Here is a 16,934-nt window from a genome sequence, read left to right as displayed (position 1 = left end):
ACGGCCGTGCGTGGGATCGTGAGCACGGTAGGCCGATACGATCTGCGGTCCGGCGCATCGTCCCCGGCGCGCGCGTCGGTGTCCCCCGTTCGCGGTAACGTGAGCCCTCTATGAACGCCAATCCCGACGTGCGGCTCCCCGCCGTTTCCGTGATCATGCCCGTCCTCAACGAGGAGCGGCACCTGCGCGGCGCCGTCCGCGCGATCCTCGCCCAGGAGTACGCCGGCGAGATGGAGGTCGTGATCGCCCTCGGTCCGTCCACGGACCGCACGGACGAGATCGCCGCCGAGCTCGTGGCCGAGGACCCGCGGGTGCACACCGTGCCCAATCCGACCGGCCGCACCCCGGCCGCCCTCAACGCGGCGATCCAGGCCTCGCGCCATCCGATCGTGGTCCGCGTCGACGGGCACGGGATGCTCTCCCCGAACTACATCGCGACCGCCGTGCGCCTCCTGGAGGAGACCGGCGCGCAGAACGTCGGCGGCATCATGCACGCCGAGGGGGAGAACGACTGGGAGCACGCCGTCGCGGCCGCGATGACGTCGAGGATAGGCGTGGGCAACGCCGCCTTCCACACCGGTGGCGAGGCCGCTCCCGCCGAGACGGTGTACCTGGGGGTGTTCCGGCGCGAGGCGCTGGAGCAGCAGGGCGGTTACAACGTGGAGTTCATCCGCGCCCAGGACTGGGAGCTGAACTTCCGCATACGCGAGGCCGGTGGGCTGATCTGGTTCTCGCCGGAGCTGAAGGTGTCGTACCGGCCCCGGCCGAGCGTGCGGGCGCTGGCCAAGCAGTACAAGGACTACGGCCGCTGGCGGCACGTCGTGGCCCGCTACCACTCCGGTTCCATCAACCTGCGCTATCTGGCCCCGCCGACCGCGGTGTGCGCGATCGCGGCCGGGATCGTGGTGGGCGCGGTGCTCACCCCGTGGGGCTTCGTGGTGCCCGGCGGCTACCTCGCGGCGATCGTGCTGGGCTCCGTCCCCGCCGGCAAGGGGCTGCCGCTCAAGGCGCGGCTGCAGATCCCGGTGGCGCTGGCCACCATGCACATGTCGTGGGGCTGGGGCTTCCTGACCAGTCCGAAGGCGCTGGCGCGCAAGGTGATCGCGAGCCGGCGCCCCCCGGTCCGCGCGGACGCCGCCCCGCACTGACCGGACGCCGCCGACGGGCCCCTCTCCCCTCCGGAGAGGGGCCCGTCGGCCGTTCTCACCAGGTGAACGCGGGGTTCACCTTCATGCAGGCCTCGTCGTCCGCGCCGTTGAGCGCCTCGGCGGACTCCGGAACCTCGTCGTCCTCCTTCGGGGCCCGGTACGTCGTGCCCTCGCGCCAGTCCGCGCCCACCACGAGCGTGACCCCGGAGACGTCGGTCGACCTGCGCACCGCGCCCGGCTCGAGCCCCAGCGCCTCGGCGACCGCCTCGGCGTCGCCCTCCAGGTCCGCGCTGGGGTAGCGGACGACGGTCGTCTTCTCGCTCAGGGACGCGCCCGGATCGGCGACCGCCTTGGCGAACCCCTCGTCCACGAGCAGATCCGCCACGTCGCCGGCCTGTCCGCTCGCCAGGCCCAGCGTGTCGGTGCGGGTGCCGTTCTGCACCAGGACGGCGATCTCGGCGATCTCGGCGTCCTCGGCCGCCGGGGCGTCCGGGCCCCGGTCCTCCGGCGCCGGGGCGGTCTCCTTCTCCGTGTCCCCGCCGTCCAGGGCGATGTCCTCGCGCACCATCCGGAAGAGCTGTTCGGCGTCCTCCGTGGGCTCCACCCGGGCGCCCACGTACCGGTTCGGCATGGTGGTCATGGTGATGCGCTCCGGCTCCACCTTCCGCAGCTCGATGCTGAGGTCGTAGAGCTTCTTGACCGAGTTCAGGCCCGGGTCGACGGTGAGCGCCTCGGTGGCCTTCTCGGCGAGCCTGCGCAGCTTGTTCGGGTTGCTCAGGGTGGCGTTCTCGCGCAGCTCCCGGACCATCGAGTTCATGTACATGTGCTGGGCCTTGGCCCGCGCCAGGTCGCTGCCGTCCTCGAAGCCGTAACGGGTGCGCAGCCACTGCAGGGCCTGCTCGCCCTTGACCGGGTGGGTGCCCTTCTCGAGCTTCAGGCCGGAACCGTGGCCCTGGCTGTCGCGCGAGTGGATGTTGGCGTCGACGCACACCGGTACGCCGCCGACGGCGTCCGCCATCGCCACCACGCCCGCGAAGTCGACCATGAGGAAGTGGTCGATGTGGATGCCGGTGAGCTCCTGCCAGGTGGCGACCGTGCAGCCCGGACCGCCGTGTCCGAGGCTCTGGTTGGTCATCACCCGCCCGTTGCTCGCCGGGTACACCGTGCCGTCGTCGGGGTCGGTGCACTTCGGGATCTGTACGAGGGTGTCCCGCGGCATGCTGACCACCGACATGTTGCTGCGGTCGGCGGACAGGTGCACCAGCATCTGGACGTCCGCCAGCGGTGTGGAGCCGAACGTCTCCCGGGCGCCGCCGAGTTCCTGGTTCTCCTTGCTGTCCCGCGCGTCGGAGCCGATGAGCAGGATGTTCAGCGGGGTCTGCCCCGCGGCGTTCGGTGTCGGCTCCGGAACCCTCGTGTCACCGAGGTTGAGTTCCTGCTGCTCGATGTTGGCGTTGAGATGCCGGTAGTAGAGGTATCCGGCGCCGGCCGTGCCCGCTATCAGCACCGCCAGCACCAGCGCCGACCACCGGAGCACCCGGTGCTTGCGCGGCGCCCTGCGCCCGCCGTCGCGGCCCTCGCCGCTCCCCTCCTCCGCGACGGCCTCGTCCTCGGCGGCCGGCACGGCCTCCTGCACACTGTCCTGCGTCAACTTGCAAGTCCTCCCCAGGACTCAACGCCCCTCGGCGCCCACGGCACGGGCCCGTCGTACGTCCTGGAGACATGCGACGGGCCCGTGAGGTTGCGCTACGGACTCAACTGGCGCACTGAACTTTGTCGGCCGTGGACTTCTCCACCTCGGGCGTCTCGATCGACGCGGCGTCGAGTTTGACCCCGGCGCCCTTGAAGTCCTTGCCGAGGGTGAGGGTCATGGTGGGCAGGCCCTGGGCGTTGTCGACGCTTTCGCCGGGTTTCATGGCGGAGCCGGACAGGCCGAGGATGTCGGCGAGGCGGCGGGCCTGGTCGGCCTGGTCGGGGGCGTATTCGAGGGTGGTCTTCTTCAGGGCCTGGGGGGCGTTGCCGGCGTTCTCGGACTTGGTGACGCCGGCCTCGTTCTGGAGGTAGTTGAGTTCGTCCTGGGCGCTGCCGGAGGGGGCGCCGCCGTTGAGGATGCGGACGCGGACCTCGCCGGGGTCGGACTTGGCGCCCTTCAGACGGGCGGCGACCGCGGCGGCCTCCTTCTTCTCCTTCTTCTTGACCTCGGTGAAGGAGACGTCGTTCGCGATCATCTCGAAGACCCGGGGCGCCTTCGCCTGGTCGGGGACGACCGTCGCCTTGACCTGCTCGGCCGGGTTGTCGACCACCGGCACCGTCAGGAACGTGATGTTCTTCGTCGGCACCTTCTTCAGCTCCAGGGCGATGTCCTTGAGCGTTCCCACCTTGCCGATGGCGCTGTCCACGGTGAGCGCCTCGGTCGCGGCCTCGGCCAGATTGATCAGCTTGGTGGGGCTGGTGAGGGTGTCGCTGGAGGACATCTGCCGCATGAGGGAGCCCAGGAACTGCTGCTGGACCTTGATGCGGTCCAGGTCGCCCTCGTTGCCGAAGGAATGCCGGGTGCGGAGGAAGGCCAGCGCCTGCTCGCCCTCGATCTCGGACTCGCCCGCGGGCAGCTTCAGATGGGACTTCGGATCGTCGACGGCGTGCTCCACACAGACCTTCACGCCGCCGACGGCCGTGGTCAGCGTCTTGACCGCGTTGAAGTCGGCCATCATGAAGTGGTGGGGCTGGATGCCGGTCGCCTCCTTCACCGTGCGCATGGTGCAGCCGGCGTCCCGGCCGCTCTCGCCGAGGCTGCGGTTGAAGCGCACGCCCCGCTGTCCCGGAACGACCTTCTCCGTCCCGTCCTCCAGGGTCGTCGGGCAGTCGGGGATGTCGACGATCATGTCGCGGGGGATGCTGAGCGCGGTGGCGTTGGAGCGGTCCTCGGCGACGTGCAGCAGGATCGTGGTGTCCGCGTGGCCGGCACTGCCCGCGTCGCCGTAGCCCTCGTTGCCCTCACCGGTGCGCTTGTCGGTGCCGACGATGAGGATGTTGAAGGCCTCGTCCTTCTTGAAGCTGCTGCTGCCCGCGTCGCCCACGTCCGTCGTCGTGACGTTGCCCTCGAGGTGCTTGAGGTACAGGTAGCCGCCGACGCCGGTGGCGAGGACGACGAACGCCATGGTGCCGCCGGTCCACATCAGGACCTTCTTGCCGCGGGACTTCTTCTTCGCCGGGCGGCGTCCGCGCCGCCCGGGCGCCGGTTCCTCGGGCGCCGTGCGGCGCCGCCGCTGGGGCGGGACCTCACGGCCGGGCGCGGCCGTACGACGGCCTCTCGCGCCGTCCGCGGTGTCACCGGGGGAGGACCTGCGCGGGCCCGGGACGGACGACTGCGGTGCGGAGGGTGACAGCCGCATCTCGTATTCGCCGGTACGCGGATTCAACACCCACTGGTCCGCGGGATCCACGTCGTCTGCCCGCCCACGTCCTTGCGCGTCCACGGTCTTCCCATCCTCCGTCAGGGCCACGCGGCGCCTGCTCCGAAGGCGCACGGTAAAAGTCGGCACGTGCACTGCGCCAGAGCGGACCTCATGGCGGGCACGGGGGTGCTCACACTATCTGCCAAGTTGAGAGTCGAACGGTACAGGTGACGTATCCGACGTTCCCGCCCCCGGTGCGATCTCTCGTTTGTGCCGAATTCCTACCATCGGTAAGGCTTGTACACGTCCATGTGCGTGCCCGTCCCCGATCCGTTCCGGGCGTCGCCGCTGTCGGGCAGGTCACCGGCCTGCGGCTTCTTCCGCCGGGGATACGGCGCTCCCGGGCGCCGGTCTGCTCCGGCGTCGACCGTGACGCCGGACACGTCCGTCGGCTTCCGCGTCGCGCCCGCCGGAACGCCCGGCGCCTCGGCGGCCCGCAGGGCGTCCCCGGCCGGCTCGTCGCCCGTGCCGGGACCGTCCCCTCAAAAGCGCCGCCCCGGCGGGCCGGACCGTATCCGGCCGTGCTCCCGCTCCCCCGGACCGGTCGCCCCGGGCCGCAACAGGGCCGCTGCGCAGGACGGGTGACGGGCCCGTCGGATCACTCGGCGCACTTGACCTTGTCCGCCGTGGACTTCCGGACCCCCTGCGGGGTCTGTCCGGAGGTGGCGTCGATTTTGATCCCGGCGCCCTTGAAGTCCTTGCCGAGGGTGAGGGTCATGGTGGGCAGGCCCTGGGCGTTGTCGACGCTTTCGCCGGGTTTCATGGCGGAGCCGGACAGGCCGAGGATGTCGGCGAGGCGGCGGGCCTGGTCGGCCTGGTCGGGGGCGTATTCGAGGGTGGTCTTCTTCAGGGCCTGGGGGGCGTTGCCGGCGTTCTCGGACTTGGTGACGCCGGCCTCGTTCTGGAGGTAGTTGAGTTCGTCCTGGGCGCTGCCGGAGGGGGCGCCGCCGTTGAGGATGCGGACGCGGACCTCGCCGGGGTCGGACTTGGCGCCCTTCAGACGGGCGGCGACCGCGGCGGCCTCCTTCTTCTCCTTCTTCTTGACCTCGGTGAAGGAGACGTCGTTCTTGATCATGTCGAAGACCCGCTGGGCGGGGGTCTCCTTGAGGACGACCGTCGCCTTGACCTGCTCGGCCGGGTTGTCCTCCACCGGCACCGTGGTGAAGGTCAGGTTCTCGGTGTTGAGCTTGCCCAGTTCCAGACCGAGGTCCTTCAGCTTGCCGATGCTGTCCAGCCGGGAGTCGACGGTCAGCGCCTCGGTGCCCGCCTCGGCGAGCTTCAGCATCTTGGACGGGCTGGTGAGGGTGTCGTTGGACTTCAGCTTGCGCATCAGCGCGCTGAGGAACTGCTGCTGGATCTCGATGCGGCTCAGATCGCCGCCGAAGCCCACCGAGTGCCGGGTGCGCACGAAGGCCAGCGCCTGCTCGCCCTGGATGGTGTGGGTGCCCGCCGGCAGCTTCAGGTGCGAGTCCGGGTCGTCGATGTCCTTCGCCAGGCACACCTCGACCCCGTCGACGGCCGTGGTCAGCGTCTTGACCGCGTTGAAGTCGGCCACCATGAAGTTGTCGGGGGTGATGCCGGTCAGCTCGGTGACGGTCCGCATGGTGCAGCTGGGCGTACGGCCGTCCTGGCCGAGGCTCGTGTTGAAGCGGACGCCGGTGGAGCCGGGGATGACCTTCTCCGTTCCGTCCTCCTGCGTGGTCGGGCAGTCGGGGACGTCGACGATCAGGTCGCGGGGGATGCTGAGCGCGGTGGCGTTGGAGCGGTCCTTGGCGACGTGCAGCAGGATCGTGGTGTCCGCGTGGCCGGCACTGCCCGCGTCGCCGTAGCCCTCGTTGCCCTCACCGGTGCGCTTGTCGGTGCCGATCAGCAGGATGTTGATGGCCTTGTCCTTCTGGAAGCCACCGGTGCCGGCGCCGTCGTCCGGGAGGGACTGGATGTTGTCGTTGAGGTGCTCCAGGTAGAGGTAGCCGCCGACGCCGGTGGCGAGCACGACGAACGCCATGGCGCCGCCGGTCCACAGCAGGACCTTCTTGCCGCGGGACTTCTTCCGTGCCTTCTTCGCCGGGCGGCGTCCGCGCCGCCCGGGCGCCGGTTCCTCGGGTGCCGTGCGGCGCCGCCGCTGGGGCGGGACCTCACGGCCGGGCGCGGCCGTACGACGGCCTTTCACGCCGTCCGCGGTGTCCACGGTGTCCCCGGGGGCGGGTCCGCGCGGCCCCGGGACGGTCGGCCGCGGTGCGGAGGGGGACAGTCGCAGTTCGTATTCGCCGGTACGCGGATTCAGCACCCACTGGTCCGCGGGGTCGACGTTCTCCGTCCGCTCACGTCCTTGCGCGTTCACGCCTGTCCGCATCCTCCGTCGGGGCCACGCGGTGCGCCCTCCCCTCCGGACGCCCGGTCTCGGTCTTCCCGGCGCGCGCTCCACCGCGTGGCGGGGCCTCTCGGGCGCAGGCGCACCGGACCGTCACATTAACCGCCCGGTTCGCCGCGGGGCGACGGCGGACGCGCATTCTCAGATTCCTTACAGCGGGCAATGCGTGCGTTTCCCGAACCAAGGGGCCATCGTTCCGGGCCGGTCCGGTGCCGGACCTGTGCCGGCCCCGGATCCCGCCTCACCCGCAGAGGTCCTCGGCGGCGGAGTTGCCGGAGAACGTGGGCGCCGGAGAGGCGCCGCCGGGACCGCCGTCCGGAGCGGAATCGCGCGCGGTCGGCGCGACCACCACGGGCCGGTCCGTGCGCAGCCGGGCGAACAGCTCCTCCGCCGCGGGCTGTGCGAGCTGGTCACGATCGGGGTCCCCGGTGTGCGGTTCCCGCGGGACGGTCAGGAAGCGCACCCGTTCCGTGGGGATCTCGCGCAGTCCGCGCGCGAGTTCGTACAGGCCCCGCAGGCTCGCCAGCGCCGGGTCGGTGGTGAGCGACGAGGTGGCCGCGTCCAGCACGGGGTACAGCTTCACCGGATTCAGCAGCACGTCATTGCCGCCCACCTCGTGGGCGAGCGCGCCGAGGAAGCGCTGCTGCCGCTCCATGCGGCCGGTGTCGCTGCCGTCGCCGAGGGTCTTGCGGGCGCGGACGTAACCGAGCGCCTGCTCCCCGTTCAGCGTCACCCGGCCCGCCGGCAGTCTCAGTCCGGCGTCCTCGTCGTCGACGGGCTCGCGCAGGCACAGCTCGACCCCGCCCACCGCGTCGACCATGTCCTTGAAGCCGCCGAAGTCGACGACGACGTGGTGGTCGACGCGGATGTCCGTGAGTTTCTCCACCGTTCGGATGGTGCAGGCCGAACCGCCCACCGCGAAAGCCGAGTTGAACAACGTGAACACCGGTTCGGAACGCGATCCGTCGGGGCGGCGGCAGCCGGGCACGACCACCATCAGGTCCCGGGGGACGGACACCGCGGTGGCGCTGTGCCGGCCCGCCGACAGGTGCAGCAGGATCACGGTGTCCGAACGCCCGGTCCCCGCGTCCCGCCCGTGGCGGGCGTTCTCGTCCCCGGAGCGCGAGTCCGAGCCGATCAGCAGGATGTTCCTGGCGTCCTCGACGAGCGCCGTGGGCCGTTCCTTCTCGAACCGCCCGAGTTCGGCCGCCGCCGCCTCGTCCGGGGTGATGTTCCCCTCCAGCTTCCGGTACACCGCCCACCCGGCGCCCCCGGCCGCGAGCAGCGCGACGGCGACGGCGAGCCCGGTGCCGCACGCCCAGCGCCGCCGTCGCCGCCGGGCCCGCCCCCGCCCGCTCGCCGAGGACCCCGTCCCCGGGCCGAGGGCGCGGCCGACCTCCGGCCGCGCGGAGGACGCGCCTGCGGTGTCGCTCATGACCGGGTCCACCCCTCACTGCGTACGGCGTGTGGTGGTGCCGTTGCGTACGACGATGACCCGGGACGGCGGTCCGGGGCGGGTGGTGGTGCGCCGGACGGGGGAGGGAGCGGGGCGGACGGGGGTGTCGTGGGGGGACGGTCCCGGCGGGGTGGTGGGGAGCGCGTCGGCCGGGGCGGAGGGCGGCGCCTCTCACGGCCCGGCGGGCGGCGACGCCCTCACCGGGCGATGACCGTCACCCGTTCGCTCTCCACCCGCTTGTCCAGGGCGTCGCCCCCGAGGCGGTCCAGGTTCCGGCACAGCACCACGGAGCCGCCGGCCGCCAACGGCCCGTACAGGCCCGTGTTCAGGCCCTCCCACGTGTCGTACGGCCGTCCCGACAGGATCCGCGAGCCCGGTCCGGTCAGACCGATCTCCGGCGCCTCTGCCCGGGCCCGCTCGACCACCTCCGCCCCGGTGAACTCCCGGCCCGCCACGATCAGCGCCGGCTCCTCGGGGTCGACCGGCGCGTACGGCACGAAGCGGTCGCCCTGCCCCGGTACCTCGACGGCGTAGTCGGCGAAGCCCTCCGGCGGTTGCGGGAAGCGCCCGCCGAGCGGCCTGAGCGCCAGCGCGATCCTGGCCCCCGAGCAGGCCCGCGCGGCCTCCAGCGACTCCGGCTCCGGACCGCTCACGGCCACGTCGGCCGCCGCCGGGTCCCCGGCCACGTCCGCGACCGCGCCCACCGACGCGCACGCCAGCAGCCAGACCGCCGTCTGCCAGTGCGCGGGCAGCAGCAGGGCCACCCGGTCGCCGGGTTCCACGGACAGTTCGTCCTGGAGGAGGTTGGCGGTCTTGGCCACCCAATTGGCGAAGGTGGCCACGGACAGTTCGACGCGTTCGCCCGTGGCGTCGTCGTAGAAGGTCACCAGGGGGCGTCCCGGGTCCGCGGCGAGCGCGGAACCCAGCAGGTCGGCAGGGGTGCGATCGGTGGCGTTCACCCGCGCAAGCGTACGCGGACCCGTCCGCGCGCACCGCCTGCCGGGGGCACCGGTTCGGGGGAACGGGTCCCGACAGGCCGTCAACTTCCCGATGGACAGATTTGTCTGACCATGTCCAAGCTCAGGAGCATGCGTGGAATTCTTGCTTCCTCAATCGGCGTCACCTGCGCCGCCACCCTCGCCCTCCCGCTCGGCCCGCCCGCCACCGCGGCGGACGCGGAACCCGTGCCGAGGGCGGGAGCGGCCACGCGCACAGCGGTGACGGCCCGGCCCGACGTTCCCGGCAGCACCCAGTCGCTGCCCCTGAGACCCCTCGCCCGTGACCGCGCCTCCGGCGCCGCCGTCCTCGGCCTGGCCCCGCGGGCCGTACGTCCCTTCTCCCTCCTCGGCGTCGTCTGGGACGACCCCGCCACCGAACTCCACGGCCGCGTCCAGGTCCGCACCCGGGCGGCGGACACCGGAGCCTGGTCCGGCTGGCGGGACGTCGAGACGCACCACGCCGACCACGGGGCCGGCCCGGGCAGCGCGGAGGGCGCCGCGGACGGGGTCCGCGGCGCCACGGCGCCGTTGTGGGTGGGGGAGTCGGACGGGGTGGAGATCCGGGTTCTGCCGGAGCCCGGCGAGGGTGAGCACGAGGGCGAGGAGGGGGCCGGGGGCGGTGCGTTCGGGCTCGACGAGCCGGGGGCCGGCGAACCCGAGGACGGCGCCGGCCCGGGGGTGCCCTCCGGGCTGCGGCTCGAACTCGTCGACCCGGGGGAGGAGACCCCGGACGGCCCGAGCACCGGCGCCATGAGCGCCGAGGCGACCGCCGCCTCCGAGGCCAACTCCGCACTCGCGCCCCTCGGCGCCCTGGAGATCCCCGCACTGGACGACGAACAGACCCGGCAGGAGTACCTCACCCTGCGCGGGGCCGAACTGACCGGGCGGCAGCGGGCCGAGCCGTACGTCGGGCCGCGCCCCGCCATCGTCACCCGGCGCGGCTGGGGGGCCGACGAGAGCCTGCGGGGGAAGCGGTTCGTGTACACCGGCAAGGTCAAGGCGGCCTTCGTGCACCACACCGCCTCCGGCAACACCTACACGTGCGCGCAGGCCTCTTCGCTCGTCCGCGGGTTCTACCGCTATCACGTGCGGAGCCTGGGCTGGCGGGACATCGGCTACAACTTCCTCGTCGACAAGTGCGGCAGGATCTACGAGGGCCGGGCCGGGGGAGTGGCGAAGCCGGTCAAGGGGGCGCACACCCTCGGGTTCAACACCGACACCACGGGGATCGCGGTGATCGGTTCCTACGGCTCCAAGAAGCCGTCCTCCTCCGCCGTGAAGGCCGTCGCCCGGCTCGCCGCGTGGAAACTCGGACTGCACGGGATGAATCCGCGCGCCAAGACATATCTGAAGTCCGCCGGTGGCAATCTCTACCGAAAAGGTAAGAAGGTGCGACTGAACGTGATCTCCGGTCACCGGGACGGGTTCAACACCTCGTGCCCAGGGGGGAAGCTGTACAAGAAGCTCGGCACCGTGCGTTCCACGGCGGCTCGTCACCAGGGCCGCTGAGGCGGGCCGGGCGCTCCTTCCTGCTGGAGACGGTCTGCATACACTGGCCGGCCGAAAGACAGTTCGGCCGGTCCCGGCAGGAAGCAGAGACGACAGGTGACAGAAGCGATCCTCCTGGTCGGCGGCAAGGGCACGCGGCTGCGGCCGCTCACGGTCCACACGCCCAAGCCCATGGTCCCGGCGGCCGGGGTGCCCTTCCTCACGCACCAGCTGGCGAGAGCGAGGGCGGCGGGCGTCGAGCACATCGTCCTGGCCACGTCCTACCTGGCCGAGGTCTTCGAGCCGTACTTCGGCGACGGGGCGGCCCTCGGGCTGCACATCGAGTACGTGACGGAGGAGGAACCACTCGGTACGGGCGGCGCCATCCGGAACGTCGCGTCCCGGCTGCACTCGGGGCCGGACGAGCCGGTGCTGATCTTCAACGGGGACATCCTGACGGGGCTGGACATCCGGGCGCTGGTGCGCACCCACGAGACGACCGGCGCGGACGTCTCGCTGCACCTGACGAAGGTGACGGACCCGCGGGCCTACGGGCTGGTGCCGACGGACGACACGGGGAGGGTGCTCGCCTTCCTGGAGAAGCCGCAGACGCCGGAGGAGATCGTCACCGACCAGATCAACGCGGGGGCGTACGTCTTCCGCCGGTCGGTGATCGACACGATCCCGGCGGGACGGGTGGTGTCGGTGGAGCGGGAGACGTTCCCGGGGCTGCTGGCGGCGGGGGCGCATCTGCAGGGGATGGTCGACTCCACGTACTGGCTGGACCTGGGGACCCCGGCGGCCTTCGTGCGGGGCTCGGCGGACCTGGTGCTGGGCCGTGCTCCGTCGCCGGCGGTGCCCGGGCGCTGCGGGGACCGGCTGGTGCTCCCCACGGCGACCGTGGCGCCGGACGCGAAGCTGGCGGGCGGGACCGTGGTGGGCGAGGGCGCGTTCGTGGCGGAGGGCGCGCGCGTCTTCGGCAGCACGATCCTGCCGGGGGCGGTGATCGAGCCGGGCGCGGTCATCACCGACTCGCTGATCGGTACGCGGGCACGGGTGGGCGAACACACGGTCCTCACCGGCACGGTCATAGGCGACGGCGCGGTCGTCGGCCCCCGCAACGAACTCCGCGAGGGCGCCCGCGTCTGGTGCGACGCGACCATTCCGGCAGGCGCCCTCCGGTTCTCCTCGGACCGGTGACCGCCCGGTCCGGCGGCGCCTGCGCCGGGGCGTCCGTCCTCGGACCGGCGCGGATCACGTCCGCTGGAAGGGGCGCGGGGCGCGGGGCGCGGGGCGCGGACGCGCCGGCCACTGCGGGCGGCCGCCCCCACCCCCTCCCTGCCGTACACGACCACCTGCCGTCGTCCTCGCGCCGGCCGCGGGCAGTCGTGCCTCCCAGTGCCTCGAGGGCCTGGGAGGCACCCCCAGGGCGATGGAGGAGGGAGGATGCGGCGGCACCCCGCAGGCGCCGGGCCGAGCCCCCCGGCCCGCACCGACGCCGGGCACCCCGCAAGGCGCCGGGCGGTGAAGCCACCCCCGGCCCGCACCGACGCCGCGCACCCGCGAACACCGGTGCCGCCGGACCTCACAGCCGCCCGATGTCCCCGTACGGCATCCGCGGCGCCCGCCGCTCCGGCACCTTCCCGCTCAGCAGGACCAACCGCGCGGCCCGGTGCCGCTGCCCCGCGTACGGCTCCAGCAGCGACAGCATCACCGCGTCGTCCGCATACCGGTCCCCCGCCAGAGCCCATCCCACGATCCCCGGCAGATGCAGGTCCCCCACGGTCACCGCGTCCACCGCCCCATGACTCCGCTGCACCGTCTCCGCCGACGTCCACGGCCCGATCCCCGGCACCAGCTCCAACCGCGCCTGCGCTTCGGCGGGAGGCATCCCCACCGCCTCCTCCAGCCGCGCGGCGACCCGCACCGCCCGCAGAACCGTCGACGCCCGTTTGTCGTCGACCCCGGCCCGATGCCACTCCCAGGAGGGAATCAGCGCCCACGTCCGGGGCGCAGGCATCACCGACATCCGCTCCGGCGCGGGCCCGGGCGCCGGCTCCCCGTACTTCCGTACCAGCAGCCGCCAGGCCCGGTACGCCTCACCCGTCGTGACCTTCTGCTCCAGGATCGACGGGATCAGCGACTCCAGCACCAGCCCGGTCCGTGTCAGCCGCAGTCCCGGACGCCGGTGCCGGGTCAGCGCCAGCAGCCTGTGCCGGGGCACGAAGGCGGACGGATCGTCGGCGGCGCCGAGCATCTCCGGCAGCCTGTCCAGGAGCCAGTCGGCGCCCGGCCCCCACGCCTCGCCCCGGATCCCGTCCGGACGCGCCGTCACCCGCAGCGTCCCCGGTCCCGCCGGAGTCAGGCTGGCCCGCCACACGGAACCGTCCGGCAGCGCCCGGAAGGTCGGGTCCCCGGGCCCCCGTCGCAGCGGCCCGAGGACCAGCCCGAGGTCCAGGGGCCCCTTTGGCGCCCACGTCCGCACGCGGGCGGGGACCGGCGCCCGGCGGGGGACCCCGGCGGACACGGCGACCTGCCCGCCGCGTACATCCGTACGTGCCGGGCGGGGTGCGAAACGTCCTGCCACGAGAGATCCCAGGGGTGGAGGTGGAGCGGGGCCCTATGAGGGTAGGCGCACGCTCACCGCACCTCGATGAAACCGCCCGCGTCCCGCTCCGGCCGCGGACGCGGGTCCTGCGCCGGGTGGCCGATCGCCACCGCGCCCATCGGGTCCCAGTCCGCGGGCAGGTCCAGGACCTCGCGGACCACCTCGCGGCAGAACATGGTCGACGACACCCACGCCGAGCCCAGCCGCTCCCCGGCCAGCGCGACCAGGAAGTTCTGCACGCCGGCGCCCGTGGCGACCACGAACATCTCCCGCTCCGCGCCGTCCCGCCGCGCGTCCCCGTAGGTGTGCGAGCCGTCCATGACCAGGCAGGGGACGGCCAGGTACGGCGCATTGCGCAGGACGTCGCCGCGGCGGACGCGCTTGGCGATCGACTCCTCGGTCTTGCCGTCGCGGCGCAGGTCGGCGATCCAGGCCTCGCGCATGGCGTCCAGGAGACGGGTGCGGGACCCGGGTGACTCCAGCAGCACGAACCGCCACGGCGTGGTGTGGTGGGGGGCCGGCGCCGTGACCGCCGCGGCCACCGCGCGGCGTACGGCTCCGGGGTCGACCGGCTCGTCCGTGAAGGCCCGCACCGTACGGCGCTGGGTCACCGCCCGGCGTACCGCCTCGGACGTGCCGAGGCGGAACATGTCGTCGCGCGCGCCGCGGACCATCGCCCGCGCGCCCTCGCCGTCGTCGGCCGCCACCACGTGCGGCAGTCCGCGGACCACGGCCACCGGAAGGCCGGACGCCTTGCCCTTGACCAGGTCGCCCGCCGCGGCGAGTTCGTCGGCCGTGGCGACGACCGTGGCGCCGAGCGGATTGCCGTGCGCGTCGGTGCCGCCGCGCAGGTCGTCCAGCACCCGGACGCCCGCCGCGCCGATCGCGACATCGGTCAGTCCCGCGCGCCAGGGCCGGCCGAAGGTGTCGGTGACGATCACGCCGACCTCGACGCCGAGCGCCTCGCGCAGGCCCTGACGGATCGTCCGCGCGGAGGCGTCCGGATCCTCGGGCAGCAGCAGGACCGTACCGGCGGGAGTGTTGGAGGCGTCGACCCCGGCCGCGGCCATGACCAGGCCCTGCCGGTTCTCCACGATGCGCAGCGCGCCGCGCCGGGCCACCACGCGCACCGTCTCCGCGTCGATCGCGGCCTCCCGGTCCGCCGCCTCGACGATCCGGCCCTCCGCCTTGGAGACGATCTTCGAGGTGACGAGGAGGACGTCGCCGTCGGACAGGTCCGGGGCGGCGGCCGCGATCAGCTTGGCCAGGTCGTCGCCCTCGCGGATCTCGGGCAGGCCCGCCACGGGCCAGACCCGGTAGCCCGTGCCGCTCATACCGCCCGGACCTCCTCCGCCAGCGTCAGCGCCTCCCGTGCCATCCGCGCGGCCGCGTCGACGTCGGTCATCATCAGCGGTACGGCCCGGCAGCGGATCCCGGCCGCCTCGACGCGCTCCACGCAGCCCGCGTCGACCGTGTCGACCAGCCAGCCGTCCAGCAGGCCCGAGCCGTAGTGCTCGGCCACCGCCGGAGCCGTGGACTCCACGCCGACGGCCGCCAGCACCTTGTCGGCCATGCCGCGCACCGGCGCGTCCCCGACGATCGGCGACAGGCCGATCACCGGCACGCCCGCGTCGGCGATCGCCTCCCGGATGCCGGGGACGGCGAGGATGGTGCCGACGGAGACCACGGGATTGGACGGAGGGAAGAGGATCACGTCGGCCCCGGCGATCGCCTCCAGGACGCCCGGCGCCGGCTTCGCCTGCTCCGCACCGACCGGCACGACCGCCTCGGCCGGCACCGAGGCCCGCAGCCGCACCCAGTACTCCTGGAAGTGGATCGCCTTGCGCTCGCCGTCCAGCTCGACCGCCACATGGGTCTCCACGCGGTCGTCGGTCATCGGGATGAGGCGCACGCCGGGCTTCCAGCGGTCGCAGAGCGCCTCCGTCACCGCGCTGAGCGGAAAACCGGCGCCGAGCATCTGCGTCCGCACGATGTGCGTGGCGAAGTCCCGGTCACCGAGCCCGAACCACTCCGGGCCGACGCCGTACGCCGCGAGCTCCTCCTTGAGGTGGAAGGTCTCGTCGGTCCGCCCCCAGCCCTGTTCCTCGTCGATACCGCCGCCGAGCGTGTACATCACCGTGTCGAGGTCCGGGCAGACCTTCAGCCCGAAGAGGTGGATGTCGTCCCCGGTGTTGCCGATGACCGTGATGTCCGCGTCCGGCACGGCCCGCTTCAGACCGCGCAGGAAACGGGCACCGCCGATGCCGCCTGCCAGAACCACAATGCGCATGGGTCCATCCTCGCAGGCCGCTACGGCCTCGCGTCAGGCAGTCACCGGGCCGGGCGCCGTGCGCGCCTCGCAGTGGGGGGAGGCGTGCATCGGCATCTCGGTGAGGCCCGGGTAGTAGATGTGCAGGCTGACCGCGGGTTCCAGCGCGTCGTTGACGACCTCGTGCACGTAGCCGGGTGCGAAGACGCGCTGCGCGCCGGCCGTCAACGCGCGCGTGCCGCGCTCCGTGCGTTCGGTCAGGGCGCCGTCCAGGACGGTGAGCACGCCGGCGGAGCGGCCGTGGTCGTGCGGTCCGCTGCCCTGGCCGGGCACCCAGGACAGCAGCCACACCTCGTAGCCGGGGCCGGTGCGCAGCCGGTGGTACCAGCGGCTGGTGGCGTCGTAGCGGACGAGGTGCTCCCACTGGGAGCGGTCGGCGGCGAGGGAGCGGGCCAGGCCGGCGAACTCGGCCACGGTGGCCGGGTGCTCGCGCGGGGGCTGGAGCAGGTGCGGGACTTCGAGGATGTCGCCGGCGATCTGGAGGTCGCTGTCGCTGTTCATGGATGCGGAGGTTCCTTGGCGGATAAGCGGTGGGGAGAGGGTGTCGCGCCGCGTGTGCCCGGATCGCGGACGGCGGCGAGGAGCGCCCTGATGGGGAGCGAAGGAAACAGGGGCCGGGTCTGTGGACCCGGCGAGGGCTGGAGCTACGGAAGAGGGCTCAACAGCCGGAACAGCGACAGCTACAGCGAGCGCGGGCAGCACCGAGGAACCCGGCGGGGCGGGTCGAGGTGAGTGCCGAATTCGCGAGCATGCCCACTAGGACAGCGGTTCACTCCTCCACTGTCAACCCGGCACCTGGTGTGCGGGACATGGTTCACCTCATCCGGTTCATCTCACAGGTGAAAGGTTTGCTCAGTCGTTTCCCGGGACACATGGAGCCCACGACCGGGCACCCCGCGCGTCGTTGCGATCCCGTGATCCGACTGTGATCCGCTTCGCTTCGATGCGGGTGTCGCAACGAGATCGGCCCTCCGGGCGTCCTCCCCCAGGGGACTCCGCATGGGGTGGGAGGCCCGCGCGGGTCCCGTACGTGTGCCAAGGTTTAGGACGATTTGAACACTTTCGGCTCGGCCTTGGTTCC

General features: G+C 72.7%; 12 protein-coding genes. 3 read left to right on the top strand and 9 right to left on the bottom strand.

Annotation, left to right across the window (positions count from 1 at the left end; genetic code table 11):
- The first annotated feature begins 110 nt into the window (after positions 1-110).
- A complete protein-coding gene (locus tag ACZ8ZB_RS13795; RefSeq protein ID WP_470738009.1) occupies positions 111-1,148 on the top strand; it encodes a glycosyltransferase family 2 protein in 1,038 nt (345 codons plus the stop codon).
- Between the two features lie 55 nt (positions 1,149-1,203).
- On the opposite strand, the gene ACZ8ZB_RS13790 is transcribed toward ACZ8ZB_RS13795, so the two are convergent.
- The 5 genes from ACZ8ZB_RS13790 to ACZ8ZB_RS13770 all read right to left on the bottom strand — a co-directional run bounded on the left by ACZ8ZB_RS13790 (position 1,204) and on the right by ACZ8ZB_RS13770 (position 9,389).
- Positions 1,204-2,799, bottom strand: coding sequence for an LCP family protein (locus tag ACZ8ZB_RS13790; protein ID WP_470738008.1), 1,596 nt, complete (start codon positions 2,797-2,799; stop codon positions 1,204-1,206).
- A gap of 103 nt (positions 2,800-2,902) precedes the next feature.
- Complete coding sequence (locus tag ACZ8ZB_RS13785; RefSeq protein ID WP_470738007.1) at positions 2,903-4,624, bottom strand: LCP family protein; 1,722 nt, start codon at positions 4,622-4,624, stop codon at positions 2,903-2,905.
- Between the two features lie 577 nt (positions 4,625-5,201).
- The gene (locus ACZ8ZB_RS13780; RefSeq protein ID WP_470741475.1) at positions 5,202-6,944 is read right to left on the bottom strand and encodes an LCP family protein; all 1,743 of its coding nucleotides are present in this window, start codon (positions 6,942-6,944) and stop codon (positions 5,202-5,204) included.
- Positions 6,945-7,215: 271 nt separating this feature from the next.
- A complete protein-coding gene (locus ACZ8ZB_RS13775) occupies positions 7,216-8,409 on the bottom strand; it encodes an LCP family protein (protein WP_470738006.1) in 1,194 nt (397 codons plus the stop codon).
- 218 nt (positions 8,410-8,627) lie between these two features.
- On the bottom strand, positions 8,628-9,389 hold the full coding sequence (locus ACZ8ZB_RS13770; RefSeq protein ID WP_470738005.1) for a TIGR03089 family protein: 762 nt from the start codon (positions 9,387-9,389) through the stop codon (positions 8,628-8,630).
- 129 nt (positions 9,390-9,518) lie between these two features.
- Between ACZ8ZB_RS13770 and ACZ8ZB_RS13765 the strand changes: the two genes are divergently transcribed.
- Positions 9,519-10,937, top strand: coding sequence for a peptidoglycan recognition protein family protein (locus ACZ8ZB_RS13765; protein WP_470738004.1), 1,419 nt, complete (start codon positions 9,519-9,521; stop codon positions 10,935-10,937).
- A 96-nt stretch (positions 10,938-11,033) separates the two neighbouring features.
- Positions 11,034-12,116, top strand: a complete 1,083-nt coding sequence (gene manB, locus ACZ8ZB_RS13760; protein ID WP_470738003.1) for a mannose-1-phosphate guanylyltransferase — start codon at positions 11,034-11,036, stop codon at positions 12,114-12,116.
- Between the two features lie 385 nt (positions 12,117-12,501).
- On the opposite strand, the gene ACZ8ZB_RS13755 is transcribed toward manB, so the two are convergent.
- The 4 genes from ACZ8ZB_RS13755 to ACZ8ZB_RS13740 are packed head-to-tail and all read right to left on the bottom strand — an operon-like array spanning position 12,502 to position 16,354.
- Entirely contained in the window at positions 12,502-13,503 is a 1,002-nt protein-coding gene (locus tag ACZ8ZB_RS13755) for a DNA-3-methyladenine glycosylase family protein (RefSeq protein WP_470738002.1), read from the bottom strand.
- A 53-nt stretch (positions 13,504-13,556) separates the two neighbouring features.
- The gene (locus ACZ8ZB_RS13750) at positions 13,557-14,858 is read right to left on the bottom strand and encodes a coenzyme F420-0:L-glutamate ligase (protein ID WP_470738001.1); all 1,302 of its coding nucleotides are present in this window, start codon (positions 14,856-14,858) and stop codon (positions 13,557-13,559) included.
- Complete coding sequence (gene cofD, locus ACZ8ZB_RS13745; RefSeq protein ID WP_470738000.1) at positions 14,855-15,814, bottom strand: 2-phospho-L-lactate transferase; 960 nt, start codon at positions 15,812-15,814, stop codon at positions 14,855-14,857. The genes ACZ8ZB_RS13750 and cofD overlap by 4 nt, the downstream gene beginning before the upstream one ends.
- Before the next feature lie 33 nt (positions 15,815-15,847).
- Entirely contained in the window at positions 15,848-16,354 is a 507-nt protein-coding gene (locus ACZ8ZB_RS13740) for a cysteine dioxygenase (RefSeq protein ID WP_470737999.1), read from the bottom strand.
- Positions 16,355-16,934: the final 580 nt, after the last annotated feature.

The sequence above is a fragment of the Streptomyces sp. 12E genome (assembly GCF_055633275.1).
This window is presented reverse-complemented; position numbering and strand designations above follow the sequence as displayed.